This is a genomic window from Actinorhabdospora filicis (assembly GCF_030269765.1).
GTDB lineage: Bacteria > Actinomycetota > Actinomycetes > Mycobacteriales > Micromonosporaceae > Actinorhabdospora > Actinorhabdospora filicis.
On the sequence record NZ_BSTX01000001.1, the window covers coordinates 2,468,847 to 2,495,833 of the forward strand.

The following is a 26,987-nucleotide window of genomic DNA, read 5'->3' on the forward strand; positions in this document are numbered from 1 at the left end:
CCCGGCTTGTTGGGCGTGCCCGGAAGTCAATAGCCGCCGCCTATCCGGCGGGTATCGCGGCCCTGTCGCGCGATGGCGCGAGATGGATCTCTATCGCCTCGCTATCGCCCGAAAGGGCAGGTGGAGGCCCTTCGGCGATAAGCGAGAGAGAAGTGAGACGAGAGGCGCCGGCGATTGAGTGTGTCCATCGCCAAGGGAGCCACCGAAAACCGGGGGCCGGGCGAGAACCGAAATGGAGAACCGAAAATGAACGCTCTCGTCGCCACCGCCTCCGTCACCGCCTTCGTTCTCTCCTGCACCGAGCTGGGCCCGTGCGACGAGCCGACCTGCGACGAGACGATCTGGGGTTAGGACGATGACCCCGGCCGAATTCGACGCCCTGTCCGCGACCGCCTGCCGGACTCTCCTCTTCGACTGCTGCCGCTCTCCACTGTGGGCGGACTTCGTGGAGAAGGGACGGCCGTACGGCACCGCCGCAGCGCTGCTCGCCCACTCGGCCGAGGTCCTGGACGACCTGCCCGACGACGAGTTCCTCGCCGCCGTCAACCGGCACCCCCGCATCGGCGAGCCGCCCACCGGCTCCGATCCCCATGACTCCCGTTCGCGGCGGGAGCAGTCCCGGGTCCTCCCGAGTGACGAACTCTCCGCCGCCAACCGGGCCTATGAGGAGCGCTTCGGGCATGTCTTCCTCATCCGCGCGGCCGGCCGCGACGCGAGCGAGATCCTCGCCGCGCTGCGGTCGCGCCTGGGCAACGACGACGCCGCCGAGCTGGCCGTCGTCCGCGCCGAACTGACCGACATCACCTTGCTGCGTCTGGAAGGACTGATGACGCCGTGAGCATCTCCACGCACGTACTCGACTCCACCCGCGGCCGCCCCGTCACCGGGATGCTGGTCCTCCTGTCCCACCAGGACAAGGGCGACTGGCGGCAGGTGGCCTCCGCGCGCACCGACGGCGACGGCCGCATCCGCGAGTGGGGCGGCTCCGTCAGCGGGACCGGCCTGTTCCGGCTGGAGTTCCACTCCGGCGTCTACTTCGGCGCCCTGGGCGTCAACACGATCTACCCCGAGATCGCGGTGTCCTTCCTGGTCACCGACCCGGCGGTGAATCTGCACGTGCCGCTGTTGCTGAGTCCCTTCGCCTATTCCACCTATCAAGGAAGCTGACGATGACCGACAGCCTGCTCCAGCACCACCAGTACGGCAAGCGCGCGATCCGGCTGGTGCACGTCACCCGCGACGGGGACCGCCATGAGCTGACCGACCTGGACGTGGACGTCACCCTCACCGGTGAGTTCGAGGAGACCTACCTGACCGGCGCCAACGCCGGGGTCCTGCCGACCGACAGCCAGAAGAACACCGTCTACGCCTTCGCCAGGCAGCACGGCGTCCAGCGCATCGAGGACTTCGCCTTACTGCTCGCCCGGCATTTCGTCCGTGCGCATGAGACGGTGAAGCGGGCCCGCATCGGCATCAGCCGCCACCACTGGGACCGCATCACCCCGCAGCACTCGTTCGTGCGTTCCGAGGGCGAGCTGCGCACCGTCACGGTCACCCACGACGCGGGCAAGACGTGGGTCGTGGGCGGTCTGACGGGCCTGCGGCTGCTGAACTCGACGGGCTCGGAGTTCAAGGACTTCCCGCGCGACGAGTACACGACCCTGCCCGAGGCCGGCGACCGGATCCTGGCAACCTCGGTCTCGGCCGGGTGGCGCTATGAGGGCACCCGCGGCGACTGGGACGCCTGGCACGGCAAGATCCGCGCCGCGCTGGTCACCGCGTTCACCGAGACCTACTCCCGCTCGCTGCAGCAGACCCTGTACGCGATGGGCGAGAAGGCCCTGGCGGCGTGCCCGGCGATCGCCGAGATCCGCCTGGCGCTGCCCAACCAGCACCACATCGCCGTCGACCTGTCCCCGTTCGGGCTGGACAACCCGAACTCCGTCTTCGTCGCCACCGAGCAGCCCTACGGGCTCATCGAGGGCGCCCTGATGCGCGAAGGCGCCGTCGGCGCCGACGCGGCCTGGTGGTAGACGGCCATGGCACACCTGCGGCCCCGAAGCTGGGGCGAGGCCCTGGCGCTGCGGGCCGCGCACCCCGAGGCGGTCCCCGTCTCCGGCGGCACCGACCTGATGGTGCGGATGAACCTCGCCGGGCACCGGCCCGCCGCACTGCTGGACCTGTCGGCCGTCCCCGGGCTGGCGGAGTGGTCGGACCGCTCGGCGTGGATCCGCGTCGGCCCGGCCATGACCTACACCGCGATGGTGCGGGACCTCGCCGAGCACGCCCCGGCCCTGGCCCGCGCCTCGCGCGGGGTGGGCTCGCCGCAGATCCGCAACCGCGGGACCATCGGCGGCAACCTCGGCACCGCCTCTCCCGCCGGTGACTGCCATCCGGCGCTGCTGGCGACCCGCGCGACCATCGAGGTCGAGTCCGTCCGCGGTGAGCGCCTGCTGCCCGCGCGCGAGTTCTACCTCGGCCCGCGCCGCTCGATGCTGGCCCCCGACGAGCTCATCAAGGGCGTGCTGATCCCCAAGGCCACCGCGCCCCAGGAGTTCGCGAAAGTGGGCGCCCGCAACGCCATGGTCATCGCCGTCGGCTCCTTCGCCCTCGCCCTGCACGCCGACGAGCAGCGCGTCGGGACCGGCATCGGCTCCGCCGCACCGACTCCCGTCATCGCGGGCGCGGCCGAACGCTACCTCGACGCCGAACTCGCCGACGGCGACTACTGGGAGAAGCGGCGTCCCCTGCCGGACGTGGTCCACCGCCGCTTCGCCGAGCTGGTGGTCACCGCGGCCGACCCGATCGACGACATCCGCTCCACGGCGGCGTACCGGCGGCACGCGCTGGGCGTGCTGGCCTACCGGGCGCTGCGGTGGTGCTGGACGGATTTCCTGAAGGGCTGGCGCTGATGAACGTCACGCTGACCGTCAATGGCGAGCCCCGCACCGCCGAGGGCGTGCGGGTGCACGAGAACCTCCTCCACCTCCTCCGCGCCCGGCTCGGGCTCACCGGCGCCAAGAACGCCTGCGAGCAGGGCGAGTGCGGGTCCTGCACGGTCCGGATGGACGGGCGGGCGGTGTGCGCGTGCCTGGTTCCGGCCGGGCAGGCCGAGGGCGCCGACATCCGCACGGTCGAGGGCCTGGCGGGTGAGGACCGGCTGTCGGCGACGCAGGCGTGCTTCCTGCGCGCCGGGGCCGTCCAGTGCGGTTTCTGCACGCCGGGGCTGCTGATGAGCCTGGGCGAGCTGCTCGACGAGGACCCCGACCCGGGCGAGGACGTCGTGCGCGAGCGGATCGCCGGGAACCTCTGCCGGTGCACCGGCTACCAGAAGATCGTCGAAGCGGCGCGGCTGGCCGCGTCGCGACCGCCGGGAGCATGAGATGCCCACGCTGATCATCGAGAATTGCGCGATCGCCACGGTCGCGCCCGACCGGGCCGAGTACGGCCGCGGCCACATCGTCGTGGACGGCACCCGGATCGCCGCCGTGGGACCGGGTCCCGCGCCGGAGCACCCGGGCGTCCCGCGCGTGGACGGCACCGGTTGCCTGGCCACGCCGGGCCTGGTGAACACCCACCACCACCTCTACCAGTGGGCCACCCGGGGCCTGGCGACCGACGCCACGCTGTTCGGCTGGCTGCGCGAGCTGTATCCACTGTGGACACAACTGGACGAGCAGGTCACCCATGACGCGGCCGCCGCCGGGCTGGCGTGGCTGGCGCTGTCGGGCTGCACCACCAGCTCCGACCACCACTACCTCTTCCCGCGCGGCGTGGACGCCCTGGGCGCCACCGTCGAGGCGGCCCGCGAGATCGGCCTGCGCTTCCACCCCTGCCGGGGTTCGATGGACCGCGGCCAGTCCGCTGGCGGCCTGCCCCCCGACGAGGCCGTGGAGGACCTCGACGCGATCCTGGACGCCACCGTCGAGGCCATCGCCCGCTTCCACGACCCCTCACCGGAGTCGATGCTGCGCGTCGCGGTCGCCCCGTGCTCGCCGTTCTCGGTGTCCACCGAGCTGCTGGCCGCCTCGGCGAACCTCGCGCGCGCCAGCGGCGTCCGCCTGCACACCCACATCGCCGAGACCCGCGACGAGGACACCTTCTGCCAGGGCGTCCACGGCTGCGGCCCGGTGGAGTACCTCGACCGGCTCGACTGGCTGGGTGAGGACGTGTGGCTCGCCCACGGCGTCCACCTCGGCGATGACGTCATCAAGCTGCTGGCCGCCTCGGGCACCTCGATCGCGCACTGCCCCAGCTCCAACGGCCGTCTGGGCGCGGGCATCGCGCCGGTGCGGGCGCTGCTGGACGCGGGCGCGGGCGTCGGGCTCGGCGTGGACGGCGCGGCCTCGCAGGAGTCGGGGCTGATGGTCGAGGAGCTGCGGCAGGCGCTGTACCTGGCGCGCCTCCAGAACGGACCCGACGCGCTGAACACCCGCGAGGCCCTCTACCTGGGCACCATGGGCGGCGCGCAGTGCCTGGGCCGCCAGGACGAGATCGGTTCCCTGGAGCCGGGCAAGCTCGCCGACATCGCCCTGTGGCGGCTGGACGGCCTGGGCCACGCCGGCATCGACGACCCGGTGGCCGCGCTGGTCATCGGCCCGCCCGCGCCGGTGGAGCTGCTGCTGGTGCAGGGCGAGGCGGTGGTGTCCGGCGGCGAGCTGCGCACCGCCGACCCGGTCACCCTCGCGTCCAATCTCGCGCACGCGTCCCGGAGGCTGCGATGACCGGCCTGCTCGCCCACGAGGGCGGCGGGGTCGGCGACAGCGCCCCGCGTCCCGACGGCCGCCTGAAGGTCACCGGCGCCTTCGACTACGCCTCCGACCTGACCGCGCCGGACATGCTGCACGGCGCGACCGTGCGGTCCCCGCACGCCTGCGCCCGCATCACCGCGGTGGACGTCGCCGAGGCCCTGGCCCTGCCGGGCGTGCGGGCCGTGCTGACCCACGAGGACGTCCCGGGCGCGAAGTTCTACGGCCTGGACGTGGCCGACCAGCCCGTCCTCGCCGTCGGCGAGGTCCGCTACTGGGGCGAGCCGGTGGCGATCGTGGCCGCCGAGGACGAGGACACCGCCCGCGCGGCGGTCGCCCTCATCAAGGTCGGCTACGAACCCCTCGAAGCGCTCACCGATCCGCGCCGGGCGGCCTTCGACCCGGGCGCGCCCCGCGTCCACCCCGACGGCAATCTCGTGCGCTACCAGCCGGTCCGCCTCGGCGATCCCGACCGGATGCACGCCGAGGTGGTCGTGATCGGCGAGTACGAGGTCGGCATGCAGGACCAGGCGCCACTGGGTCCCGAGGCCGCGCTGGCACTGCCCACCGGGGACGGCATCGAGGTGCGGGTGGCCACCCAGGCCCTGCACACCGACCGCGACCAGATCGCGCCCTGCCTCGGGCTGCCCGTCGACAAGGTGCTGGTCACCCTCGCCGGTGTCGGCGGCGCCTTCGGCGCGCGCGAGGACCTCTCGGTCCAGGTGCACGCGGCGATGCTGGCCCTGCGCACCGGGCGGCCGGTGCGGATGGTGCTGAACCGGGCGGAGTCCTTCGTCGGGCACGTCCACCGGCACCCGGCGCGGATGCGCTACGAGCACGGCGCGACCTCGGCCGGGAAGCTGGTCTACGTCAAGGCCGAGATCCTCCTCGACGGCGGCGCCTACACCTCCTCCACCAACGCCGTGGTCGGCAACGCCGCCTCCATGGCGGTCGGGCCCTACGAGGTCGCGCACGCCCAGATCGACGCCTTCGGCGTGCGCACCAACAATCCGCCCTGCGGGGCGATGCGCGGGTTCGGGGCGGTGCAGACCTGCTTCGCCTACGAGTCGCAGATGGACAAGATCGCCGAACGCGTCGGGCTGGACCCGGTCGAGGTCCGCGCGATCAACGCCGTCCGGCAGGGTTCGCGCATCATCACCGGGCAGCGCATCGACGCCCCGGCGCCGCTGGCCCAGATGCTCTACCGCGCCCGGGAACTGCCCGAACCCCCGCCCTCGGGCACCGAGCCCACCGACCTGCCCGGCGGCGTGGCGAACGTGACGCGCGGCGAGGGAGTCGTACGCGGCACCGGATACGCCGTCGGCATCAAGAACATCTGCTTCTCCGAGGGCTACGACGACTACTCCACGGCACGGGTACAACTGTCCGTCGTGGACGGTGAGCCGACCGCGCTCGTGCACACCGCCGCCGCCGAGGTCGGGCAGGGCGGCATCACCATCCAGGCCCAGATCGCGCGCACCGAACTGGGCGTGGACCGGGTCGTGCTCGCCACGCCGGACACCACCGTCGGCTCGGCGGGGTCGACCTCGGCGTCCCGGCAGAGCTACATGACCGGCGGCGCGGTGAAGGTCGCCTGCGAGGCGGTGCGCGAGCAGCTGCTGGCGCGACTGGGATCAAGGGTTTCCGCCGACGTCTCCCTGGTCGGCGGGAAGGTCGTCTCCCGCCGGGACGGTGTCATCGCCACCATCGCCGAGGTGCTCGGCGACATCGTCCTGGAGGAGACCCGCGAGTTCCATCACCACAAGACGTCCTCTTTGGACCCGCAGACCGGGCAGGGCGACTCGCACACGCAGTTCGCCTTCTGCGTCCACCGGGCCGTGGTGGACGTCGACGTCGAGCTGGGCCTGGTGAAGGTGGTCGAGCTGGCCGCCGTCCAGGACGTCGGGAAGATCATCAACCGGCAGTCCATCGAGGGCCAGATCCACGGCGGCAGCGCCCAGGGCCTCGGGCTGGCGCTGATGGAGGAGATCCAGGTCGGCGAGGGCGTGATCCGCAATCCCGACTTCACCGACTACCTCATCCCCACTTCCCTGGACATGCCGCCGATGCGCATGGAGATCCTGGAGAACGCCGATCCCCGCGCGCCCTACGGCCTGCGCGGCGTCGGGGAACCACCGACCCTGTCGTCGACACCCGCGGTGGTGGCGGCGATCCGGGCGGCCACCGGACGGCCCGTGACGCGGGTCCCGGTGCGCCCGTGGGACCTGGTGGGCGTGTGATGCGCGAGCTCCTGCCGTACCTGTCCGGGCCGGTGGCGCTGGCGACGGTCATCGGCACCCGGGGCAACACGCCCCGGGGCGCCGGGACCGCGCTGGCGCGCTCCGGCTCCGGCGTCCTGGGCGCGGTCTCGGGCGGTTGCGTCGAGGCGGAGGTGCACCGGCTGTGCGGCCTGGCCCTGGCGGGCGGGCCGCCGTCCATCGTGGACTTCGGGTACACCCCGGACGACGTGTTCGCCGTCGGGCTCAGCTGCGAGGGCGCGATGCGCGTGCTGGTGCAGCGCGTCTCGCCCGCCGATCCGGCCTTCGCGGCGGTCGCCACGGCCGTGGCGGCGGGGGACGCGGTGGGGTGGGCGCGGATCGTGTCGGGTCCCTGGACCGGGCACGGCATCGCCGTGCGGGGCTCTTTCGTCCCGGTCGGCGCGCTCCCGGATCCGGTGCTGGAGCGCCGGATCGCCGCCGAGACCGCCGGGATGCTCGCCGCCGGCACCAGCGGCCTGCGCGTCTTCGAGCGGGCCGGCGCGCCGCCCACCGAGGTCTTCGTGGAGTCCTTCCCGGCCCTGCCGCGCCTGCTGGTCTACGGCGCGGTCGACTTCGCCTCCGCGCTGGCCGAACTGGCGCTGCCGCTGGGATACCGCGTCACCGTGTGCGATCCGCGCCCGGTGTTCGCCGATCCCGTCCGCTTCCCCGCCGGGGTCGAGGTCGTCGTGGACTGGCCGCACCGGCATTTCGCGGCCACCCGGCCGGGCCCCGACACCGCCGTGTGCGTGCTGACCCACGAGCCGCGCTTCGACGTCCCGCTGCTGGCGCTGGCCCTGCGCGCGCCGCTGGCCTTCGTCGGCGCCCTCGGCTCCCGGCGCAGCGCCGCCCGCCGGACCGGGCTGCTGCTCGACGAGGGCCTGACCCCGGAGGAGATCGCGCGCCTGCGCGCGCCCATCGGCCTCGACCTGGGCGGCCGGAGTCCACATGAGACGGCCCTGTCGATCCTCGCCGAGGTCACCGCCGTCCGCCGCGGCGGCACCGGTGGCTTCCTCACCGGGGGCACCGGGCCGATCCACGACAGTGAGAGGAGGAAACACGATGCTCGACCTGCTCCTGCGCTCCCGGCGGGCGATCCTGCCAGAAGGTGAGCGTCCCGCCGCGATCGGCGTCAGGGACGGCCGCGTCGCCGCCGTCCTGCCCTACCACGCCGGCGTTCCCGCCCGGCACACCGAAGACCTCGGCCACGACGCGCTACTGCCCGGCCTGGTCGACACCCACGTCCACGTCAACGAGCCCGGCCGCACCGACTGGGAGGGCTTCGCCACCGCCACCACCGCCGCCGCCAAGGGCGGCGTGACCACGATCGTGGACATGCCCCTCAACTCCCTTCCGCCCACAGTGGACGTCGCCGCGCTGGACGCCAAACGCGCGGCGGCCTCCGGCAAGTGCGCCGTCGACGTCGCCTTCTGGGGCGGCGCGATCCCCGGCAACCTCGCCGCACTGGCACCCCTGCACGAGGCCGGGGTGCGCGGCTTCAAGTGCTTCCTGGCCGACTCCGGCGTCCCGGAGTTCCCGCCGCTGCCCGACCCGGAGCCGGTGATGGCCGAGATCGCCCGCCTCGGCAGCGTTCTCCTCGTCCACGCCGAGGACCCCGCCCACCTGCGCCCCGCGCCCGACTCGCCCCGCTACCGCGACTTCCTCGCCTCCCGGCCCGATCGCGCCGAGGTCGACGCGATCGCCCGCGTCATCACCCTGGCCGAGCGCACCGGCGCGCGCGTCCACGTCCTGCACCTGTCCTCCGCCGACGCGCTGCCGCTGCTGGCCGCAGCGCGCGCCCGGGGCGTGGCGGTGACCGCCGAGACCTGCCCGCACTTCCTCGTCCTGGACGCCGACGCCGTCCCCGACGGCGGCACCGAGTTCAAGTGCTGCCCGCCGATCCGTTCCTCGGCCAACCGCGCGCTGCTGTGGGACGGGCTGGCCTCCGGCGTCATCGACTGCGTCGTGTCCGACCATTCGCCCGCCACGGCCTCCCTGAAGCTCACCGGCAGCTTCGGGACCGCCTGGGGCGGCATCTCCTCGCTCCAGCTCGGGCTCCCGCTGGTGTGGACGGCCGCCCGCGCCCGCGGCTTCACCCTGTCCGACGTGGTCGGCTGGATGTCGGCCGCGCCCGCCGCCCTCGCCGGGCTCGACCGCGGCGCCATCGCCGTGGGCGCGCCCGCCGACCTCGTCCGCTTCGACCCCACCGCGGAGTCCAGTGTGGACCCGCTGCTCCTGGCCCACCGCAACCCCGTCAGCCCCTACACCGGCCGCCGCCTCACCGGAGCCGTGCGCACCACCTGGCTCTCCGGCATTCCCGTGAGCGGCGCCCGCCGGGGCCGCCTCCTGACCCCAGCGAGGATCCCCACATGACCGTGTCCCTCCGCGTCCTCGACGCCCACAACGGCCTCCCCGTCGAGGACCTCCCGGTGCGCCTGGAACACCGCGGCTGCGAGGGCTGGTCCACCGTGGACGTCGCCCGCACCGACTGCACCGGCCGCGTCGAACAGTGGGACGTCCCCTCCGGCGCGGCCTACCGCTGCGTCCTGGACACCGACCGGCACTTCACCCCCCTCGGCCTCACCGGCTTCTACACCGAGATCATCCTCGCCCTGCGCTGCTCGGCCATGCGCGTCACCATCCTCGTCGCGCCCCACTTCCACCTGGTGCACGATGAGAACCCGTGAGACCGCCGGACTCGTCCTCGCCGCCGGCGCCGGCACCCGCCTCGGCCGCCCCAAGGCGGGCATCGTCCACAACGGCCAGACCCTCGCCGCCCGCGCCTGCGCGGCCCTGTCCGACGCCGGCTGCGCCTCGGTCTACCTCGTCCTCGGCGCCGACCTCACCGTCCCGGCGCCCCCCGGCTGCCACCGCGTCCACAACCCCGACTGGCCCCTCGGCATCGGCACCTCCCTCCGCGTCGGCCTGGAGGCGGCCGGCTCCCTCGACGTCGTCGTCCTCCTCGCCGACCAGCCCTGGATCGGCCCCGAAGCCGTCCGCCGCCTCATCACCACCGAGGCCACCCTCGCCACCGCCCTCTACACCTCCGGCCCCGGCCACCCCGTCCTCATCGGCCGCGACCACATCGCGGGCGTCGCGGCCACGGCGCAGGGCGAAGTCGGCGCCCGCGAATACCTGCGCGCGCGAGCGGGCGAAGTGGCCCGCGTGTGGTGCGGCGACGTGGCCGACCCGTGGGACCTGGACACCCTCGCCGACCTGGAGCGGCTGGAGGGAGCGGAGGGGTGGTGAGGGGCTATCGCGCCCTCGGCCGCCGCCCCACCACCGCCGCCGGGCCGCCCCCGGACCGCGTCCGGCCCGGCTGCGGCCGCTCCGCCTTCGGCTCCGGCGGCGCGACCCGCGCCCCACCGCGCCGCCGCACCAGGTCGTAACACAGCACCGCCGCCGCGCTGGCCACGTTCAGCGACTCCACGCCGCCTTCCAGGGGGATCGACACCCACTCGTCCACCAGCGCCGACGTCTCGCGGGACAGTCCTTCGGTCTCGTTGCCGAGGACGAAGGCCGCGCGCGGCGCGAACTCGCTCGCGTACAGCCCGCGCGGCGCGTCGCCGGAGAGCCCGTACACCGTGTACCCGGCCTCGCGCAGGGACTCCACCGCCGAGGCCCCGGTGCGGGCCCGGACGATCGCCGCGCGGTAGGCGACTCCGGCGGAGGCCTTCACGACGAGGGGGTCGACGCCGGGGGAGCCGACGTGGGGCAGCACGATGGCGGTCATCCCGGCGCCGGTGGCGGTGCGGATGATCATGCCGACGTTCGAGGGGTTGTTGACGCCGTCGAGGACGAGGACGCTGGCGCGTTCGGGCGTCTCGGTGACGAACTCGGCGATGCCGCGCATGCGGGGGGCCACGACGTCGGCGATGATCCCCTGGTCGTGCTTGCCGTTCCCGGCCAGGAGCTTCACGCGCTGGGCGGTGGCGCGTTCGACGGGGACGCCGCGGCGGCGGGCGAGGTCGAGGATGCGGTCGAGGCTGTCGCCGTGCCCGCCGTGGGCGACGACGATCTTGTCGACGTCGAGTCCGGCGTCCTGGAGCACCTCCAGGACCGGCATCCGGCCGTAGACGGTGATGAAGGTGTCCTTGGGCGATCGCATCGCCCGACTATATGACCTCGGCGGACGGCGCCCGGCTAGGCTCACGCCATCGCCGGTCTCCCCTCCCGACCCGAGCGGAGTCCGTGATGCTCTGGAGTGCCGTGGCCGCCGTGGTGCTGGTCGCGTTCGCCTACGGGCTGGTCCGGTTGTCGCGGCCGCTGGCGGCCCGGATCCGGCCGCCGGGGTGGATCTCGGTCGAGGTGGTGGTGCTGGCGGCGGGCGCGGCGGTGATCGTGGCGTCGTTCTCGCTGTTCCTGGGGATCCTGGACGCGGTCACCGAGGGCGATGACATCGCGGTGCTCGACGAGCCGGTGGTGGCGTGGCTGGCCGCGCGCAGGCGGCCGGTGCTGGACGCCGCCGAGATCGCCGCGACGAACCTGGGCGGCGCGATCGCGCTGGTGGCCGGGCTGGGCGGGGTGACGGTGTACGTGTGCCGCCGGACGCGCTCGTGGCGGCCGTTCTGGCTGGCGCTGGCGGGGCTGGGCGGGGTCCAGGTGCTGGTGAACGTCATCAAGCTGGTGATCGGGCGGCAGCGGCCCGCGATCGCCGAGCACCTGGTGACCGCGACCGGATACTCCTTTCCCTCGGGTCACAGCGCGAGTTCGGTCGTCGGTTTCGGCCTGATCGCGTGGCTGCTGTGCATGGTGACGGTGAACCGGACGCTGTGGGCGACGGCGTGGACGGCGGCCGCGCTCGGCGCCGTCGCGGTCGGCGCCTCGCGGGTCTACCTGGGCGTCCACTACCCGAGCGACGTGCTGGCGGGCTGGCTGCTGGGGGTGGCGTGGCTGGGGGTGGCGGCCGTCGCGGACCGCGTATGGCCGCGGAAGGGCACTAGTCTCCCGGGATGACCTTTCTCGCCGTGGCCCAGACCCGTGTCCCCGAGGACCCCGCCGACGCCGGCGCGATCCGCGCCGCCGGGCGCCGGATCCGCGCGCTGATGCGCGACGCCGCCGCCGATGGCGCGCGGTTCGTCCAGTTCCCCGAGGGCGCGCTGGTGTACCCGAGCAAGCACGTCGTGTGCGCCCGCGACGGCGAGCTCGGCGAGGCCGACTGGTCGGGCGTCCGCTGGGACGTGCTGGCCGAGGAGAAGGAGCTGATCCGCGAGACCGCCGTGGAGCTGTCGGTCTGGACCGGCTTCGGCACGATCCACGCCACCGGTGAGGCGCGGCCGGCCAACGCGTTCCACGTGTTCTCCCCCGACGGCGTGGAGGTGGGCCGCTACGAGAAGCGCGTCCTGTCCTACACCGAGGCGACGTACATGTACCGCGCCGGTGAGGCGCCGCTGGTCTTCGAGGCGGAGGGCCTGCGCTTCGGCGTGGTCCTGTGCGTCGAGGCGAACTTCCCCGAGCTCATCGCCGAGTACGAGACCCTCGGCGTGGACTGCGTCCTGCTGTCGGTGATGGTCGACGACGCTCCCCGCGCCCGGATCGCCGAGACCTACGGGATTCTGTACAACATGTGGATCGGGTACTCGGTGCCCGCGCAGTTCAGCGCGACCGTCCCCTCCGGCGTCGTCGCCCCCGGCGGCGGCTGGATCGCCCGCGCCACCACCGACGGGCGCGACGGCTACGCCCTGGCGGCCCTGGACACCGGCACCGAGAACGCGCGCTTCCAGCGCGAACTCGTCCGGCCCTGGCGCCGCTCGGTGCGCGCGAGGCTCGCCGCCGGGTCCTGAGTGGACGGTCGCCGCGCGCTCACGCACCGACCGCTCCTCACCATGGGTGCACGCATTCTTGCCCTTTCGGCTCATGCGCCCACCGTCCGATTGCGACAGTCTGGCGCGACGGGGAGCCGTGGGCGGTGTGCGGGCCCCGCCCGCGGCTACCGGGGACGTGAAAAGGGCGGTCGCCGCGGCGACCGCCCTTCACACACCTCGCGGGAGACCTACTCCTCGCCGCGGATGAACGCCTCGACCGCCGCGTGGGCGTCGTGGTCGTGGTACTGCACCGGCGGCGACTTCATGAAGTACGCCGAGGGGGCCATGACCGGACCGGCGATCTTGCGGTCCAGGGCGATCTTCGCCGCGCGGACGGCGTCGATGATGATGCCGGCGCTGTTCGGCGAGTCCCACACCTCCAGCTTGAGCTCGGCGTTCAGCGGGGTGTCGCCGAAGCTGCGGCCCTCAAGGCGGATGTAGGCCCACTTGCGGTCGTCGAGCCACGGCACGTGGTCGGAGGGCCCGATGTGCACGTCGGACTTCGCCATCTCGTGCGGGATCTGGGAGGTCACCGACTGCGTCTTGGAGATCTTCTTCGACACCAGGCGGCTGCGCTCCAGCATGTTCATGAAGTCCATGTTGCCGCCGAAGTTCAGCTGGTAGGTCCGCAGCAGCTCCACGCCGCGGTCCTCGAAGAGCTTCGCCAGGTCGCGGTGGACGATGGTGGCGCCCACCTGGGACTTGATGTCGTCGCCGACGATCGGCAGACCGGCGTCCTCGAACTTCTTCGCCCATACCGGGTCGGAGGCGATGAACACCGGCAGCGCGTTGACGAACCCGCAACCGGCGTCGATGGCCGCCTGGGCGTAGAACTTGTCGGCCTCTTCGGAGCCCACCGGGAGGTAGGACACGACCACGTCGACGCGGGCGTCGCGCAGCGCCTGCGCCACGTCCACCGGCGCCTCGTCGGACTCCTCGATGATCTCGCGGTAGAACTGGCCCAGGCCGTCGAAGGTCGGGCCGCGCTGGACGGTCACGCCGCTCGGCGGGACGTCGGCGAACTTGATCGTGTTGTTCTCGCTCGCCCCGATGGCCGCCGCCAGGTCCTGGCCGACCTTCTTGGCGTCCACGTCGAAGGCGGCGACGAACTCGACGTCACCGACGTGGTAGTCGCCGAACTTCACGTGCATCAGCCCGGGCACGCGAGTCGACGGGTCGGCGTCCTTGTAGAACTCCACACCCTGGACGAGCGACGAGGCGCAGTTGCCCACGCCGACGATGGCCACGCGAACCTTGCTCATCGCGCACGCCTCCTTATTTCTATTCACGGTGAGCGTCCGGATCCTCGGACGGCTCGTGGACGGATGGAGCCTGCGGCTCCGGTGGGACGAACCCGCCGACGGTGGTGACCGACGGCGGTCTGCCGGACTGCTCGGAGGCGATCAGCTCATTGAGCCAGCGCACCTCCCGCTCGCAGGCGTCGAGTCCGTGACGTTGCAGTTCGAGGGAGTACGCGTCGAGGCGCTCCACCGAGCGGGTGAGCGTCTCGCGCAGCCCTTCGCGCCGCTCCTCGATGCGGCGGCGGCGGCCTTCCAGGATCCGCAGCCGCTGCGCCTGGTCCAGGCGCGAGAAGAACGCGAAGTGCACCCCGAATCCGGAATCCTCGTACGTCTCCGGCCCCGCCTGGGCGAGCAGATCGGCGAACCGTTCCTTGCCCTCGGCGGTGAGCTTGTACACGATGCGTCCCCGCTTGCCGGTCAGTGGCGGTACCGGCTCGTTGGGGTCGCCCGCGTCTTCGGCGATGTACCCGGAGTCCTTGAGGCGCTTCAGCGTCGGATAGAGCGAGCCGTAGCTGAAGGCGGCACGAAACGCGCCCAGCAGCTGGGTGAGCCGTTTGCGCAGCTCGTACCCGTGCATGGACGTCTCGTGCAGCAGACCGAGCACGGCCAGCTCCAGCAAAGCGCCTCTCCTCACCTCACGTGTCGATACGCCCGCCGCCCACCGGCTCGATAGAGTGAGCCGATATGGCCGACGGATGTATCGGTCTGATACATCGCACCCTAGACCACCTCGGCCGAACCGGCAAGAGACTGCGGCATGTTCCACACCAATCCGGACGAGGCGGTCATCCGGGCGTGCTCCGGTGGCCCGTTACGCGTACGCTCTTTGCCGTGCAATCTCGGCGTCAGGTGGTGGACTACTCGCTTCAACGGCGAGCCCTTCTGCGTGACGTCTACTCAGGACGGAAGGGCGTCGCCGAGGTGTGCGACGCTTCTCCATATCTGCTGAACGCGGCCCGTTTCCACGGTGAGCGCACCGATCGGCGCTGCCCGATCTGCCGCCGCGACAACGTGTGGACCGTGCACTACATATTCGGCGACGAACTCAAAGCGTCCGCCGGGCAGGCCCGCAGCCTGCGTGAACTGGCTCTCATCGCCAACACCCACCACGAGGTGGACGTGTACGCGGTGGAGGTTTGCCGAGGCTGTGGCTGGAATCACCTGGTGTTCCGTTTCCTGCTCGGCCGAGACCATCCGGTGGCTTCGCGACCGAACCAGCTCGAAGAGGTGTGACCTGCCATGGCCGACCACTCCGATCGCGGGAGCGCCCGCGTACCCGGTGGGAACTACTACGACCCGCACGCGCAGGACGCGTCCGGGCCGGGCTCCGCCTGGGGCACCGGATACGACGGTGAGCCCCCGACCGGCCGGGCGAGCGTGCCCGGCGCGTCGGCGCCTACGCCGGACGACTACAACTACGAGCCGCCGACCGTCACCGGCCGCGCGAGCGTGGGCAAGCACGAGGCCAAGGGCCGCGCGTCGGTGACCGGGCCCCGCGCCAAGCCGACCGACGCCGAGCTGGCCGAGCGCAAGAAGCGGCTGAAGAAGAAACGCCGGATCAGGCGCTGGGCCATTTTCGGCTGTGTCGTGCTCATGATGGCCGGCGCGGCCGTTTTCGGCATTTCGTACTTCTGGGCGGACGTGCCGCTTCCGGACAAACTCGAACTCACCGCCGCCAACAGCATCAAGTTCGCCAACGGCAAGGACGACATGGCCGGTCTCGGCCACGAGTTCCGCGTCAACGTCCCCTTCGCCGAGATCCCGCAGTCGGTCAAGGACGCGGTGATCGCCGCCGAGGACCAGAGCTTCAAGACCAACTCCGGCGTCGACTTCAAGGGCGTCGTGCGCGCCTTCTGGAACAACGTCACCGGCGGCGAGCAGCAGGGCGCCTCGACGATCACCCAGCAGTACGCCGGCATCGCGGCCAACTTCCGCGACGAGGGCACCTACGGCCGCAAGGCGCGTGAGGCCGTCATGGCGATGAAGCTCGACGACGAGTACACCAAGGACGAGATCCTCGGCTTCTACCTCGACGTCGTCTACATGGGACGGTCGGCCTACGGCGTCGGCGCGGCCTCGCAGGCGTTCTTCCAGACCGACGTGCGCAAGCTGGACTACGACCAGGCGGCGTTCCTGGCGGGGCAGATCAAGTCCCCGGACGGCTTCTACGACCCGGCGCACCCTTCGGACACCGGTACCGAACAGGACGTGTGGGACCGCTACCACTACGTCCTGGACCAGATGAAGAAGATGGGCACGATCCCGCAGGACAAGTACGACGCGGCGTACAACACGCTGCCGGAGACGGCCAAGTCGACGGCGAACCCGGCCAACTTCGGCGAGGACGCCACCACCGGCTTCATCTCGCACCGCAAGGTGGAGGGCGAACTGTTCGACCGCTACGGCATCACCAAGGAGATGCTGTACGGCAACGCCGAGTTCGACGAGAACGGCAAGGTCACCAAGCGCAACGACATCGCCAACGCCGGTGGCTACACGATCGTGACCACCATCGACAAGGAGATGCAGGAGTACGCCGTCAAGGCCGCCACGAAGAAGGGCGAGGTCATGAACGACGAGCCCAAGAACCTGGCGGCGGCGCTCGTGGCGGTCGACCCGAAGACCGGCGAGGTCAAGGCGTACTACGGCGGCGACGACGGTTCCGGCATCGACAAGGCCGGTTACGAGCCGGAACGCAGCTACCAGCACCCGATGGGCTCGTCCTTCAAGATCTTCACGCTGACCACCGCGGTCATGAACGGCGTCTCGGTGGAATCCCGCTGGGACGGCTCCTCGCCGCGCGAGTTCCCGGGCCGCAGCAAGAACGACCCGGCCGGCCCGGTCCGCAACTCCGGTGAGGGCCGCGGCGCGCAGTGCCCGCACTGCACGCTGGAGCAGGAGGTCATCCAGTCGCTGAACACGCCGATGTACGCCATCGCGGAGAAGTACGGATCAGAGGCGATCATCAAGCAGGCGGCGCTCATGGGCGTCACCGGCATGGTCAGCAACGTCGACGGTAAGTGGCACTCCTTCGCCGGCATGGACCTCAACGACTCCCGGCAGTTCTGGGACCGCGAGGTCTCCTTCGGCCAGTACGGCTCGACCGTTCAGGACCTGGCCGCCGGCGCGGCGACCCTGGCCAACAACGGCGAGCACGTCGAGACGCACTTCGTCGCCAAGGTCTTGAAGAACGGCGAGGAGGTCAAGGAAACCCGCGAGCTGAAGAAGGTCCAGGCGGTCGACCCGAGCGCCGCCGCCGACGTCACCTCGGTGCTCGCCAAGATCTTCCCCGCGCAGGCCGTCGGCCCGCTGAGCCGTCCCGCCGCCAGCAAGACCGGCACGTGGGAGCGCGACTGCAACAACAACATCCCCGGCTGCGTCGACGGGCAGAACTCGAACACCTCCTACGTCGGCTACGTCCCGCAGCTGTCGACGGCCGTGTGGGTCGGTGACGAGAAGGACCCGAACGGGAAGGCGACCGACAAGTGGGGTTCGCCGCTCTACGGCGCCTCGACCGCCGGCGCGGTGTGGAAGAACTTCATGGAGAAGGCCCTCAAGGGCACCAAGGTGGAGAACTTCCCGCCCAAGGTCGGCGTCGGCGACGTCAACGCCGGTGACGCCAAGCAGGAGCCGGAGAAGGACAAGGACTGCGAGGACCCGATCCTGGCGGCGATCAACCCCAAGTGCAAGGACCACGGCCGCGGGCACGATGAGCCGGGCGGCAACGACGACACCACCGACCCGGGCAACGACGACGACAACGGGCACCCGAACCTGGCTCCGGTCGACGACCGGGGTGTCGGCAGCTTCACCGCAACCTTCCGCTACGACGCGATCTACCAGCGCGAATACGCGCTGAGCGACAACTGATTCACCCGAACCCGCCGCTGAACACCGTTCGGCGGCGGGTTCGTGTTATGCCGGAACTGATACCTTCACCCCCCAGGTACCACCGATCCCCTCAAGCGAGGACCTCCGAGCCAGACCGAAAGGGCGGACCCGGATGGGCAGGCACGACCAAGAGCCCCCCCGCGGATACGGCGACTACGGCGACTACCGCGGACGCGACGATCGCGACCACGACCGTGGCCACGGCGACCACCGCGACCGGCGCGACCACGGCGGTCACGCCGACCGGTCCTACGGAAGCGACGCCGGCGCCGACTACTACGGGCGGCGCGGCGACTACCGCGACGACCGGCGGCAGGCCGACCGCGACTCCTACGGCGCCCGGTCCACCGGCTACGACCGGTCCTCCGACTACGACCGCTCCCCGGGCTACGAGCGCTCCTCCGGGTACGAGCGGTCCTCCCGCGACTCGCGCGGCCACGAGGACCCGTACGGCGACTATGACTACCCCTCGGCGCGCTCCACCTCGTCGTCCGGGCGGGCCTCGGTCGGGTCGGCCTCGGTCGGGTCCGCGGCGGTGGGCTCGGCCAAGGCGAAGGCCTCGGTGTCCGTCGAGGACGTGCAGGCCGATCGCATGTCGAAGATGGAGGCCGCCTACGAGAAGCACGGCGGCAGCCGGCGCAAGGGCGGCCGCCGCCGTCCCGGTGGCGAGGACCTCGACGAGGACGCCCGCAAGGCCCTCAAGAAGAAGCGCAAACGCAAGCGCATCCTCATCGCGCTGGGCTGCGTCGTCCTGATGCTGACCGGCGTCGGCATCGTCGGCACCACCATGCTCTTCGAGAACGTGCCGCTGCCCGACGACATCGCCATGGCCGAGTCCAACGCGGTCATGTTCTCCGACGGCAAGACCGAGATGGCCCGCATCGGCAGCGCCTACCGGGAGAAGGTCGACATCAAGACCCTCCCCGAGTACGTCAAGTTCGCCATCATCGCCGCCGAGGACCAGACCTTCTACGAGAACGACGGCGTCGACTTCAAGGGCGTCCTGCGCGCCGCCTGGAACAACATCACCGGCGGCGACACCCAGGGCGCGTCCACGATCACCCAGCAGTACGCCGGCATCGCCGCCCAGTTCCGCGACGAGAGCACCTACGGCCGCAAGATCCAAGAGGCCGTCATGGCGATGAAGCTGGACGACGAGTACGAGAAGGACGACATCCTCGGGTTCTACATGAACCTGGTGCCCTTCGGGCGCACCGCCGAGGGCATCGGCGCCGCCGCCAAGGCCTACTTCGGGGTGACCGCCGCCGAGCTCACCGTCCCCCAGGCCGCCCTGCTGGCCGGGCAGATCAAGTCCCCCGACGGCAGCTTCGACCCGCGCGACCCCAAGGAGGTCGGCAACAACGACGCCGTCCTCGGGCGCTGGAACTACGTCCTGGACTCGATGGTGAAGATCGGCAAGCTCCCGGCCGAGGAGCGCGCCACCTACACCGAGCCGCCCACGACGCTGGAGAACACCTCCAACCCCGCCAACGTCGGTCTGGACAAGGACACCGGCTTCGTCTCCCACGGCGTGGTGCTGGAGGAGCTGGAGAAGAACTACGGCATCAATCAGAACGAGCTGGAGGCCAAGGGCGGGTACACGATCGTCACCTCGATCAACCCGAAGCTCCAGGAGGCCGCGCGCAAGGCCGCCTCCACCGACGGGAAGGTCCTCAAGAGCCAGCCCGACAACCTGCGCGCCGCACTGGTCGCCGTCGACCCCACCAACGGCGAGATCGTGGCGTACTACGGCGGCTCCGACAACGGCTCCGACCTCAACCGCGCCGGGTACAAGAACCCGCACCCGCCGGGCTCGTCGTTCAAGGTGTTCACCATGCTGACCGCCCTCAGCGGCACCGACAAGCAGGGCGCGGCGTCCATCGAGTCGCTGTGGGACGCGTCCTCGCCGAAGAAGTTCGACGGCCGCACCACGCCGGTCAGCAACTCCGAGAACGACAATTCTTGCGGCAAGGACTGCAAGATGATCAACGCGATCCGCAAGTCGCTGAACACCCCGACCTACTCGATGACCAAGACCTTCGGCGCCGAGAACGTCGTGGACACCGCGCGCAAGATGGGCATCACCCAGATGGTCGGCGGCGAGGAGGCGCCCTGCAACTCCAAGCAGGTCGACCTCGAAAAGACGCCCAAGGAGCAGTACCACGAGTGCTTCGACAACGAGGTCGGCTTCGGGCAGTACGCGGTCAGCGTCCAGGACATGGCCGCCGCCTTCGCCACCCTGGCCAACAAGGGTGAGCGCATCCCCGCCCACGTCATCCGCGAGGTCCGCCGCAACGGCGAGGTCATCAAGCCGACCGCCGACTTCAGCCCCCAGCAGGCGGTGTCGGTGCCGGTCGCGCAGGACGCCTCGCACATCCTGAAGACCATCCACCCCAACAACGGCGGCAACACCCTCCCCAACGGCGGCGAATACGCCGGCAAGACCGGCACGTGGGAGAAGTTCTGCGACGGCTGCAACGAGAACTCGCAGAACTGGTACGCGGCCTTCGTCCCGCAGCTGGCCGCCGCCTCCTGGCTGGGTGACAAGGAGAAGGAGAACGGCTCCCTCAAGGACAAGAACGGGAGCCCGACCTTCGGTTCGCAGATCTCCGGCGACGTGTGGCTGACCTTCATGAAGGAGGCCATCGAGATCCTCGACCTCAAGGCCACCCAGTTCGACCCGCCGGCCAACACCGGCAGCGCGACCAACGGCGACCACGCGTCCCCGCTCAAGCCGAGCAACTCGCCGTCCTCGCCGCCCGACCCGGGCAACTCGCCCTCGCAGGGACCGCAGTCGCCCTCCCCGGGCGGATCCCCGCAGAGCCCCAACCCGGACTGCCCGGTGTGGAACCCGAACTGCAAGGACGACAACCGCGTGCCCAACCCGGGCGGCGGCTGAGCGCCGAACACGCGAAGGGCCCCGGGAGCGAGTCGCTCCCGGGGCCCTTTCGGCGTCCCGGCCCACCGGCGACTGTGTCCATGCAAGGCCCGGGCGTCGCGGCTTCGCATGGCAAGATGCCAGACATGACCCAGCAGGCCGTCCCCTCGCACGACGACCCCGCCGTCCGCTCGCTCTCCGAGGCCGTCGGCGGCCCGGCCGGCGAGCACGCCGTCGAGCCGCCGCGGCGGAGCTTCTGGACGCCGGTGCGCGTCGTGCTCCTGGTGGCGGTGGCGGTGTTCGGGCTGTCGTTCCTGCAGAAGGCGCCCTGCCGGGACGGCGCCTGGGAGAACAACTCCCAGTACAAGCAGTTCTGCTACTCCGACATCATCGCCCTGTACTACAACGAGAACCTCGCCAACGGCGCGATCCCCTACCGCGACCACCCGGTGGAGTACCCGGTGCTCACCGGCGCGTTCATGGGCGTCCTGGGCATCCCCGTCTACGAGCTGGGCAAGGACCGGGCCGACTTCGACGAGGCGCGCGTCTTCTTCGACCTGAACGCGGTGGTGCTGTCCGTCCTGGGCATCGGCGCCGTCGCCGCGCTCATGGCCCTGCGGCGCTCGCGGCCCTGGGACGCGATGATGCTGGCCGCCGCGCCCGCGATCGTGTGGACCGCCACGGTCAACTGGGACCTGCTGGCGGTGTCGCTGTCGGTGTTCTTCCTGCTCGCCTTCGGCCGCCGGGCCTTCATCTGGGCGGGCATATTCCTGGGGCTGGCGGTCGCGGCGAAGTTCTATCCACTGCTGTTCGCCGGGCCGATGCTGCTGTTGTGTCTGAGAACCCGCAAATGGGCCGACACGATGCTGACGCTCGGCACGGCCCTGCTGACCTGGGTCCTGGTCAACGCGCCGGTGGCGTTGCTGTGGCCGGACTCGTGGCTGCGGTTCTTCCGGCTCAACTCCGAGCGCGGCGTCGACTGGGGGACGCTCTGGTACGTCCTGCGGTTCTTCGTGCCCGAGGGCGGCGGCGAGGTCCTGAACGACCCGACCTGGCTGAACGCCCTGTACCTCGGGCTGTTCCTGGTCTGCTGCGTGGCGATCGCCTACATCACCCTGACCGCGCCGCGGCGCCCGCGGCTGGCGCAGCTGCTGTTCCTGGTGCTGGCGGCGTTCCTGCTGACCGGGAAGGTCTGGTCGCAGCAGTACGTGCTGTGGCTGCTGCCGCTGGTGGTGCTGGCGCGTCCGAAGTGGACGGCGTTCCTGGCCTGGCAGGCCGCCGAGCTGATGTACTTCCTGTGCTTCTACGGCGAGCTGATCAACGCCGGTGGCGGCTTCGCGTTCCCCGAGTGGGTCTTCGTGGTCGCCTCGATCGCCCGGATCGTGACCGTGGTGGTGCTGTGCGGGCAGGTCCTGCGGGAGCTGTACCGACCGGAGCTGGACCCGGTGCGCGCCTTCGCCGACGAGGTGAGCGAAGACGCGCCGTACCGGGTCGCTACAGCTTGAACACCACCACGTCGCCCTTGTCCTCGATGACGACATTGGCGTCGGTGGGCGGGAAGTCGAGCACGTGCTGCCAGGACGTGCCCGCGATGCGGTCCTTGCGGACGACGACGGTCTTGACGCCCATGGCGCGCAGGTAGTTCACCGCGCCGCCGTTCGGGAACGAGACCGCCGCGGCCAGCATCCGGTCCTGCTCCTCGGGCACGAACGTGGCCGCGCCGTTGACGAGCTCCGGGAAACCGTCGGTGGACCACAACATGAGCCTGGCGTCCTCGGCCTTGCCCGCCGGCAGGACCAGCATCGGCCCGTCCACTTCGGACAGCGCGGCCGGGGGCGCGGGGACGGTCGGGTAGGCCGCCACCGACACGCCCTCCAGCAGCACCAGCGCCACCGGGATCAGCAGCGCCACCCGGGCCAGCGGCGGGCGCCGGACGGGCTCGCGCGGGTCCACCCGGCGCTCGACGGCCATCTCGTGCAGCCGGTCGCCGAGCCGGGTGATCGTCCCGGCGGCCAGGATCGCGGCGATGACGGTGACGTAGAGGATCAGGCGGCCCGGGACCTTCATCGCCGCCCAGCCCGGCAGGTACTCGTGCAGCGCCATGTAGCCCCAGGCGCCGTCGTCGAGGAAGTTCGCGCCCATCGTCAGCACGACCGCCACGGCCAGGCCCAGCGCCAGGAACCAGCGCTGCCGCCGCGTCCACGACGAGTACAGGAAACCGGCCAGCGCCAGGCCCAGCAGCGCGAAGCCGATGAGCAGCGTGGTCTCGCCGGGCAGGTACATGGAGTCCCGGGCGGGCGTGTGCAGGCGTCCCCACAGCCAGGACTCGCCCGGCGCGGTGATCAGGCCCAGCCACGGCGGCGAGAACCGCTCGGCCGCGTCGGCGTTGTCCGCCGCGTACGGATAGGCGGCGGCGACCTGGAAGTAGGGGATCGACAGCACGATCGCCACGACCGCGAAGACCGCCGCGCCCGCCGCGTCGGTGATCAGCACCTCGCCGGGCACCCGGGGACGCTTGAACAGCCACCCGATCGCCGCGACCACCACGATCCCGGCGAGCAGGTAGCCGAAGGCCACGCCCATCCCGAAGCCGATGGTGATCTGCCAGGTCGCCACCGCCCACCCGGCCGCGATCCAGCCCCAGCGGGTGCGGCGGGGCCGGTATCCGTGCCGCAGCGACCATCCGTGCCCGCGCGCCAGCATCGCCAGCGACAGCAGGATCCCGCCGACGGCGATCACCTGGATGTGCCCGGCCTGCGCCAGACGCCAAGGGGCGAAGGCGATCGCGACCGCGCCGAAGGCCGCGCCCGGCACCCGCGAACCGAGCTGGCGCAGCAGCGCGTAACCGCCGAAGACGGTCAGGGCCACGCAGAGCGTGTAGAGGATGTTGTAGCGCAGGATCGCCGCCTGCGGCCCCGAGCCGATCAGCCCGGCCGGCGCGAAGCCCAGCAGCGAGTCGCCGAAGAACAGGCTCAGCCGGCTGCCGAAGAAGGAGTTCAGGCTGAACACGCCCAGCGGGTCGGTCAGCGTGGCGTGCCCCGTCCAGCCGATCAGGTAGGCCGAGACCAGCGGATCGCCGGTGTCGTGCGGGACCCGGTGCACCGGGTCCGTCCACAGTGGCCAGGACATGACCACCGCCAGCAGCAGGCTCGCCACCGCCGCCAGGGTCCACTCGTGCCGCACGACGCGCGAGGCGTGCGCGGCGATCAGGCCCACCCGGCCGCGCCGCGGCAGCTCACCGTCGTCCTCGTCCTCGTGGGCGGTGGCCGCGAAGCGCTCCCACGGGTCCACATCGGACTTCTCCGGCTCCGGGGACGGCGGAGCCGGCTCCTCCTCCGGGACGGCGGTCTCGTCGGCGGCGGTGTCGGTGCTCATGCGGTCAGTTCCCGAAGCCTCGCGATGTCGGCGGAATGCTCCTCGGCGCCACCCGGCGTCTCGACCAGGGCCGGCGCGCCGGTGCGCTTGATGACCTCGGCGAGCTCCTCGGCGTCGATCTTCCCGGCGCCGATGTTGGCGTGCCGGTCGCGCCCGGAGTCGAAGTCGTCGCGGGAGTCGTTGGCGTGGACCAGGTCGATGCGGCCGGTGATGGCCATGATCGCGTCCACCACGTCGGGGAATTCGAGCCCGCCCGCCCACGCGTGGCAGGTGTCCAGGCAGAAGCCCGGCTCGAACTCGCCGATGGCGTCCCACAGGCGCGCGATGTTGTCCAGCCGCCGGGCGCAGGCGTGCTCGCCGCCGGCGGTGTTCTCCACCAGGATCGGGACGTCGAACCCGCCCTGGTCGGCGGCCTGCGCGAAGAATTTGCGCCAGTTGTCGAAGCCGACGGCGATGTCCTCTCCGTCCCGGACGTGGCCGCCGTGCACGATGACTCCCTTGGCGCCGATCGCGGCGGCCGCCTTCGCGTGCTGCGTGAGCAGCTTGCGGCTGGGGATGCGGATGCGGTTGTTCAGGGAGGCGAGGTTGATGACGTACGGCGAGTGGATGTAGACGTCGACCTCGGCGTCCTTGATCGCCTCGGCGTCCTCGCGGGCGGGCGGCGCCTTCCAGCCCTGCGGATCGGCGAGGAAGAACTGGACGAGGTCGGCACCGCGCGCGGCCGCCTCGGCGATTGGATCGACGGAATCGACGTGAGCCCCGATGCGCATGGGCGTGAGCTTACTTGGTGAAGCCCCGCGACGAGCCTTTCGCCGAGGGCTTTCGCGCGCTCCCTCGCGGGGCCTAAGCTGGGGTCCTGCGCCTACCGACGAGTACACCGGAGGGCGGAGCTGAATTTTCCTCCGCGCCCGCGTCACCCGCGCCCGGTCCGCTCGTTAGTTCCTTCGAACCCGTTTGACCTGGGGACATACGACATGACGTTAGACACGAACGCGAATGGGAAAGGGGTCGGAATGCGCAAGAGCACGCTCACAAAGTCCGCGGTCGCGACCGCCGTATTCGGCCTCCTCCTGTTCGGCGCGGCGCCCGCCTTCGCCGAGGACGCCACCGCCGATGTCACCTTCGACGGCGGCTGCGGCCTCATCGGCATCACCGCCTCCTCGAAGCCCGACAAGTCGACATTGACCGTGGACAAGGACGCCGAGGTGTCCTTCAAGAACGACCTCGGGGCCAACGCGACCCTGTACGTCGGTTCCACCACCGTCGACGTCGACAAGGGCAAGACCATCGAGGTGAAGATCGGCAAGTCGGCGGAAGTGAAGATGCTGCCGAAATGCTGGTACGGCCGCGCGCTGCTGGAGGACATGGGCGCGATGACGGTGTCGGTGAAGGACAGCCCGGAGGCCCCCGCCCCCGCCAAGCCCTCACCCTCGTCCACACCGCCCAAGAAGCCCACCACCGGCTCGACCCCCGGCGTCCCCGCCGAGGGCGCCCAGCCGTCCGTCGACGGCAAACGCCCCGTCGCCGACGGCGCCGTCCCACCCGACGGCGGCGAAGCGGCCCCCACCGGCACCGTGCCCTCCCAGGCGCCCGCCGGAACCGACCAGCACCCCGTGTCCGACAACAACGACCACGGTGACGCCTTCGCGGTCGAACCCGTCAACGGCGACGCCACCCCCAGCGGCTCCACCGGCCTCCTCGCGCTGATCGCCACGGTCGCCCTCGTGGGCGTCGGCGCGGCGGCCGTCCGCACGGTGGCCTCACAGCGCCAGGCGGCCCGGTAAGACACGGCGGTACCAGCACGACCAGTTCGGCCCGCACGACCCGGCGGTGAGGCGCGCTCGACGGCGCGACTCGGCGGCGGCGGTTGACAACCCCTATACAGAGCCCCGCGGGGCGCCCGATGACGCACACGGTGTGGTCGTTCCTCCCCAGGTCCCACCCAGCTTGCGAACCGGGCGCCTCGCGGCTTCTTAGTCGGCGGTGGCCGTGCGCCCGGTGCTTCCTCGGCCGTGCGGGCTCCGCCTCGGCTCGGACTCTCGACCCCGGCGAGCGTCGGCGGTATGGGCCGCTCGACACGGCCCGCTCGACACGGCCTCTGTGGGCCCACAAACGCAGGCGAACTCCTGCCGTGGCCTCGGCGCCACCACAACTCACCCGCTCGCACCCACCGGCAGCCGATCGGCCACGCGCGGCGGCCCGGGCACACGGTCGAGCACACGGCCGACGTGTGGGTCCCGGCTCCACTTCCCGGCCTCAGTGGGCGGACGATCTCGCCGTGGCGGTGCGCGGGTAGGGAGGCGTCTCCACTCACCGGCCTTGGCCCCGATTTCCCTCGGTGGTGCCACGAGTCAGCCCCCGTCCACCACCCGGCGTGCCCGTGGCGATCGGGTGGAACAGCCTCCCGCGAAGCCGCCCCGGGCGATCTCAGGGCGAGCCCAGAGTGACGAGCCGAGCCGGTGAACCGGCGGTTCCCGGATCGTCGCTTCGGGCTTCGGGCTTCGGGCTTCGGGCAGAGGAAACCGTGCCCCACCGGCTCCGGCAAGCCCGTGCGCTCCTCGGTTCCGTCCGGCCGAATCCGGTTCACGCCACCCGCCCCGGCGAACGGCCTCTGCCTCGGCCGTCCTTCACCGGAGCTCGCGGGTGGCGTCGCATCGGGGCACCCGGCCGCGTCCCCGAACGGTCGAGCCGACCTCGGGCCTCGCATGCGCTCACCGCCGCCGGGACCTCGGCAA

General features: G+C 71.5%; 23 protein-coding genes. 18 read left to right on the forward strand and 5 right to left on the reverse strand.

What is annotated here, in order from left to right; genetic code table 11:
- The first annotated feature begins 355 nt into the window (after positions 1-355).
- From uraD to QSK10_RS11640, 11 genes are read left to right on the forward strand one after another with little or no spacing between them, the layout of a single operon-like run.
- Positions 356-838 (forward strand): 2-oxo-4-hydroxy-4-carboxy-5-ureidoimidazoline decarboxylase, encoded by a 483-nt coding sequence (uraD, locus tag QSK10_RS11590; RefSeq protein ID WP_285662650.1) that lies wholly within the window; start codon positions 356-358, stop codon positions 836-838.
- Positions 835-1,167 carry a hydroxyisourate hydrolase gene (gene uraH, locus QSK10_RS11595; protein ID WP_285662651.1) on the forward strand — a complete coding sequence of 111 codons (333 nt, stop codon included), beginning with the start codon at positions 835-837 and terminating at the stop codon, positions 1,165-1,167. The genes uraD and uraH overlap by 4 nt, the downstream gene beginning before the upstream one ends.
- Positions 1,168-1,169: 2 nt before the next feature.
- Positions 1,170-2,033 carry a factor-independent urate hydroxylase gene (gene pucL, locus QSK10_RS11600; protein ID WP_285662652.1) on the forward strand — a complete coding sequence of 288 codons (864 nt, stop codon included), beginning with the start codon at positions 1,170-1,172 and terminating at the stop codon, positions 2,031-2,033.
- 6 nt (positions 2,034-2,039) lie between these two features.
- Positions 2,040-2,912 carry an FAD binding domain-containing protein gene (locus QSK10_RS11605; protein ID WP_285662653.1) on the forward strand — a complete coding sequence of 291 codons (873 nt, stop codon included), beginning with the start codon at positions 2,040-2,042 and terminating at the stop codon, positions 2,910-2,912.
- Positions 2,912-3,382, forward strand: a complete 471-nt coding sequence (locus QSK10_RS11610) for a (2Fe-2S)-binding protein (protein WP_285662655.1) — start codon at positions 2,912-2,914, stop codon at positions 3,380-3,382. Before QSK10_RS11605 ends, QSK10_RS11610 begins: the two co-directional genes overlap by 1 nt.
- 1 nt (position 3,383) lies before the next feature.
- On the forward strand, positions 3,384-4,724 hold the full coding sequence (locus QSK10_RS11615; RefSeq protein WP_285662656.1) for an 8-oxoguanine deaminase: 1,341 nt from the start codon (positions 3,384-3,386) through the stop codon (positions 4,722-4,724).
- A complete protein-coding gene (gene pucD, locus QSK10_RS11620; RefSeq protein WP_285662657.1) occupies positions 4,721-6,988 on the forward strand; it encodes a xanthine dehydrogenase subunit D in 2,268 nt (755 codons plus the stop codon). The genes QSK10_RS11615 and pucD overlap by 4 nt, the downstream gene beginning before the upstream one ends.
- Positions 6,988-8,115: an XdhC family protein gene (locus QSK10_RS11625; protein ID WP_285662658.1), complete on the forward strand. Its 1,128-nt coding sequence runs from the start codon at positions 6,988-6,990 to the stop codon at positions 8,113-8,115. The genes pucD and QSK10_RS11625 overlap by 1 nt, the downstream gene beginning before the upstream one ends.
- Entirely contained in the window at positions 8,066-9,376 is a 1,311-nt protein-coding gene (gene allB / locus QSK10_RS11630) for an allantoinase AllB (protein WP_285662659.1), read from the forward strand. Before QSK10_RS11625 ends, allB begins: the two co-directional genes overlap by 50 nt.
- Entirely contained in the window at positions 9,373-9,690 is a 318-nt protein-coding gene (locus QSK10_RS11635; protein WP_285662660.1) for a hydroxyisourate hydrolase, read from the forward strand. Before allB ends, QSK10_RS11635 begins: the two co-directional genes overlap by 4 nt.
- Positions 9,677-10,252, forward strand: coding sequence for a nucleotidyltransferase family protein (locus QSK10_RS11640; RefSeq protein ID WP_285662661.1), 576 nt, complete (start codon positions 9,677-9,679; stop codon positions 10,250-10,252). Before QSK10_RS11635 ends, QSK10_RS11640 begins: the two co-directional genes overlap by 14 nt.
- A gap of 4 nt (positions 10,253-10,256) precedes the next feature.
- Here the strand turns inward: QSK10_RS11640 and QSK10_RS11645 are convergent, their stop codons facing one another.
- Entirely contained in the window at positions 10,257-11,111 is an 855-nt protein-coding gene (locus tag QSK10_RS11645) for a TrmH family RNA methyltransferase (RefSeq protein ID WP_285662662.1), read from the reverse strand.
- Positions 11,112-11,197: 86 nt separating this feature from the next.
- On the opposite strand from QSK10_RS11645, the gene QSK10_RS11650 reads away from it, so the two are divergent.
- Positions 11,198-11,959, forward strand: a complete 762-nt coding sequence (locus tag QSK10_RS11650) for a phosphatase PAP2 family protein (RefSeq protein ID WP_285662663.1) — start codon at positions 11,198-11,200, stop codon at positions 11,957-11,959.
- The gene (locus QSK10_RS11655; protein ID WP_285662664.1) at positions 11,956-12,786 is read left to right on the forward strand and encodes a carbon-nitrogen hydrolase family protein; all 831 of its coding nucleotides are present in this window, start codon (positions 11,956-11,958) and stop codon (positions 12,784-12,786) included. Before QSK10_RS11650 ends, QSK10_RS11655 begins: the two co-directional genes overlap by 4 nt.
- 209 nt (positions 12,787-12,995) lie before the next feature.
- On the opposite strand, the gene QSK10_RS11660 is transcribed toward QSK10_RS11655, so the two are convergent.
- Together QSK10_RS11660 and QSK10_RS11665 are read right to left on the reverse strand one after the other, a co-directional pair.
- Positions 12,996-14,069: an inositol-3-phosphate synthase gene (locus tag QSK10_RS11660; RefSeq protein ID WP_285662665.1), complete on the reverse strand. Its 1,074-nt coding sequence runs from the start codon at positions 14,067-14,069 to the stop codon at positions 12,996-12,998.
- A gap of 19 nt (positions 14,070-14,088) precedes the next feature.
- A complete protein-coding gene (locus tag QSK10_RS11665) occupies positions 14,089-14,727 on the reverse strand; it encodes a PadR family transcriptional regulator (protein WP_285662666.1) in 639 nt (212 codons plus the stop codon).
- Positions 14,728-14,939: 212 nt separating this feature from the next.
- Between QSK10_RS11665 and QSK10_RS11670 the strand changes: the two genes are divergently transcribed.
- From QSK10_RS11670 to QSK10_RS11685, 4 genes are all read left to right on the forward strand, one after another.
- Positions 14,940-15,341, forward strand: a complete 402-nt coding sequence (locus QSK10_RS11670; protein ID WP_285662667.1) for a DUF5318 family protein — start codon at positions 14,940-14,942, stop codon at positions 15,339-15,341.
- A gap of 6 nt (positions 15,342-15,347) precedes the next feature.
- Complete coding sequence (locus QSK10_RS11675) at positions 15,348-17,978, forward strand: transglycosylase domain-containing protein (protein ID WP_285662668.1); 2,631 nt, start codon at positions 15,348-15,350, stop codon at positions 17,976-17,978.
- Between the two features lie 133 nt (positions 17,979-18,111).
- Positions 18,112-20,898 (forward strand): transglycosylase domain-containing protein, encoded by a 2,787-nt coding sequence (locus QSK10_RS11680; RefSeq protein WP_285662669.1) that lies wholly within the window; start codon positions 18,112-18,114, stop codon positions 20,896-20,898.
- 116 nt (positions 20,899-21,014) lie between these two features.
- The gene (locus QSK10_RS11685; protein ID WP_285662670.1) at positions 21,015-22,382 is read left to right on the forward strand and encodes a glycosyltransferase family 87 protein; all 1,368 of its coding nucleotides are present in this window, start codon (positions 21,015-21,017) and stop codon (positions 22,380-22,382) included.
- Here QSK10_RS11685 and QSK10_RS11690 read toward each other — a convergent pair.
- On the reverse strand, positions 22,372-24,252 hold the full coding sequence (locus QSK10_RS11690; protein WP_285662671.1) for a hypothetical protein: 1,881 nt from the start codon (positions 24,250-24,252) through the stop codon (positions 22,372-22,374). The genes QSK10_RS11685 and QSK10_RS11690 overlap by 11 nt on opposite strands.
- Positions 24,249-25,022, reverse strand: a complete 774-nt coding sequence (locus QSK10_RS11695) for a deoxyribonuclease IV (RefSeq protein ID WP_285662672.1) — start codon at positions 25,020-25,022, stop codon at positions 24,249-24,251. The genes QSK10_RS11690 and QSK10_RS11695 overlap by 4 nt, the downstream gene beginning before the upstream one ends.
- Positions 25,023-25,265: 243 nt before the next feature.
- Between QSK10_RS11695 and QSK10_RS11700 the strand changes: the two genes are divergently transcribed.
- A complete protein-coding gene (locus QSK10_RS11700) occupies positions 25,266-26,036 on the forward strand; it encodes a hypothetical protein (protein ID WP_285662673.1) in 771 nt (256 codons plus the stop codon).
- The last annotated feature ends 951 nt before the right edge of the window (positions 26,037-26,987 follow it).

Bases quoted from the DNA above. Each gene is read 5' to 3' on its own strand.
- QSK10_RS11700 (WP_285662673.1), top strand. From the start codon at position 25,266: ATGCGCAAGAGCACGCTCACAAAGTCCGCGGTCGCGACCGCCGTATTC.
- QSK10_RS11685 (WP_285662670.1), top strand. From the start codon at position 21,015: ATGCCAGACATGACCCAGCAGGCCGTCCCCTCGCACGACGACCCCGCC.
- QSK10_RS11675 (WP_285662668.1), top strand. From the start codon at position 15,348: ATGGCCGACCACTCCGATCGCGGGAGCGCCCGCGTACCCGGTGGGAAC.
- pucL (WP_285662652.1), top strand. From the start codon at position 1,170: ATGACCGACAGCCTGCTCCAGCACCACCAGTACGGCAAGCGCGCGATC.
- QSK10_RS11610 (WP_285662655.1), top strand. From the start codon at position 2,912: ATGAACGTCACGCTGACCGTCAATGGCGAGCCCCGCACCGCCGAGGGC.
- QSK10_RS11650 (WP_285662663.1), top strand. From the start codon at position 11,198: ATGCTCTGGAGTGCCGTGGCCGCCGTGGTGCTGGTCGCGTTCGCCTAC.
- QSK10_RS11690 (WP_285662671.1), bottom strand. From the start codon at position 24,252: ATGAGCACCGACACCGCCGCCGACGAGACCGCCGTCCCGGAGGAGGAG.
- QSK10_RS11655 (WP_285662664.1), top strand. From the start codon at position 11,956: ATGACCTTTCTCGCCGTGGCCCAGACCCGTGTCCCCGAGGACCCCGCC.
- QSK10_RS11695 (WP_285662672.1), bottom strand. From the start codon at position 25,022: ATGCGCATCGGGGCTCACGTCGATTCCGTCGATCCAATCGCCGAGGCG.
- QSK10_RS11640 (WP_285662661.1), top strand. From the start codon at position 9,677: ATGAGAACCCGTGAGACCGCCGGACTCGTCCTCGCCGCCGGCGCCGGC.
- QSK10_RS11605 (WP_285662653.1), top strand. From the start codon at position 2,040: ATGGCACACCTGCGGCCCCGAAGCTGGGGCGAGGCCCTGGCGCTGCGG.
- QSK10_RS11680 (WP_285662669.1), top strand. From the start codon at position 18,112: ATGGGCAGGCACGACCAAGAGCCCCCCCGCGGATACGGCGACTACGGC.
- QSK10_RS11625 (WP_285662658.1), top strand. From the start codon at position 6,988: ATGCGCGAGCTCCTGCCGTACCTGTCCGGGCCGGTGGCGCTGGCGACG.
- QSK10_RS11645 (WP_285662662.1), bottom strand. From the start codon at position 11,111: ATGCGATCGCCCAAGGACACCTTCATCACCGTCTACGGCCGGATGCCG.
- allB (WP_285662659.1), top strand. From the start codon at position 8,066: ATGCTCGACCTGCTCCTGCGCTCCCGGCGGGCGATCCTGCCAGAAGGT.
- QSK10_RS11660 (WP_285662665.1), bottom strand. From the start codon at position 14,069: ATGAGCAAGGTTCGCGTGGCCATCGTCGGCGTGGGCAACTGCGCCTCG.
- QSK10_RS11635 (WP_285662660.1), top strand. From the start codon at position 9,373: ATGACCGTGTCCCTCCGCGTCCTCGACGCCCACAACGGCCTCCCCGTC.
- pucD (WP_285662657.1), top strand. From the start codon at position 4,721: ATGACCGGCCTGCTCGCCCACGAGGGCGGCGGGGTCGGCGACAGCGCC.
- QSK10_RS11615 (WP_285662656.1), top strand. From the start codon at position 3,384: ATGCCCACGCTGATCATCGAGAATTGCGCGATCGCCACGGTCGCGCCC.
- uraD (WP_285662650.1), top strand. From the start codon at position 356: ATGACCCCGGCCGAATTCGACGCCCTGTCCGCGACCGCCTGCCGGACT.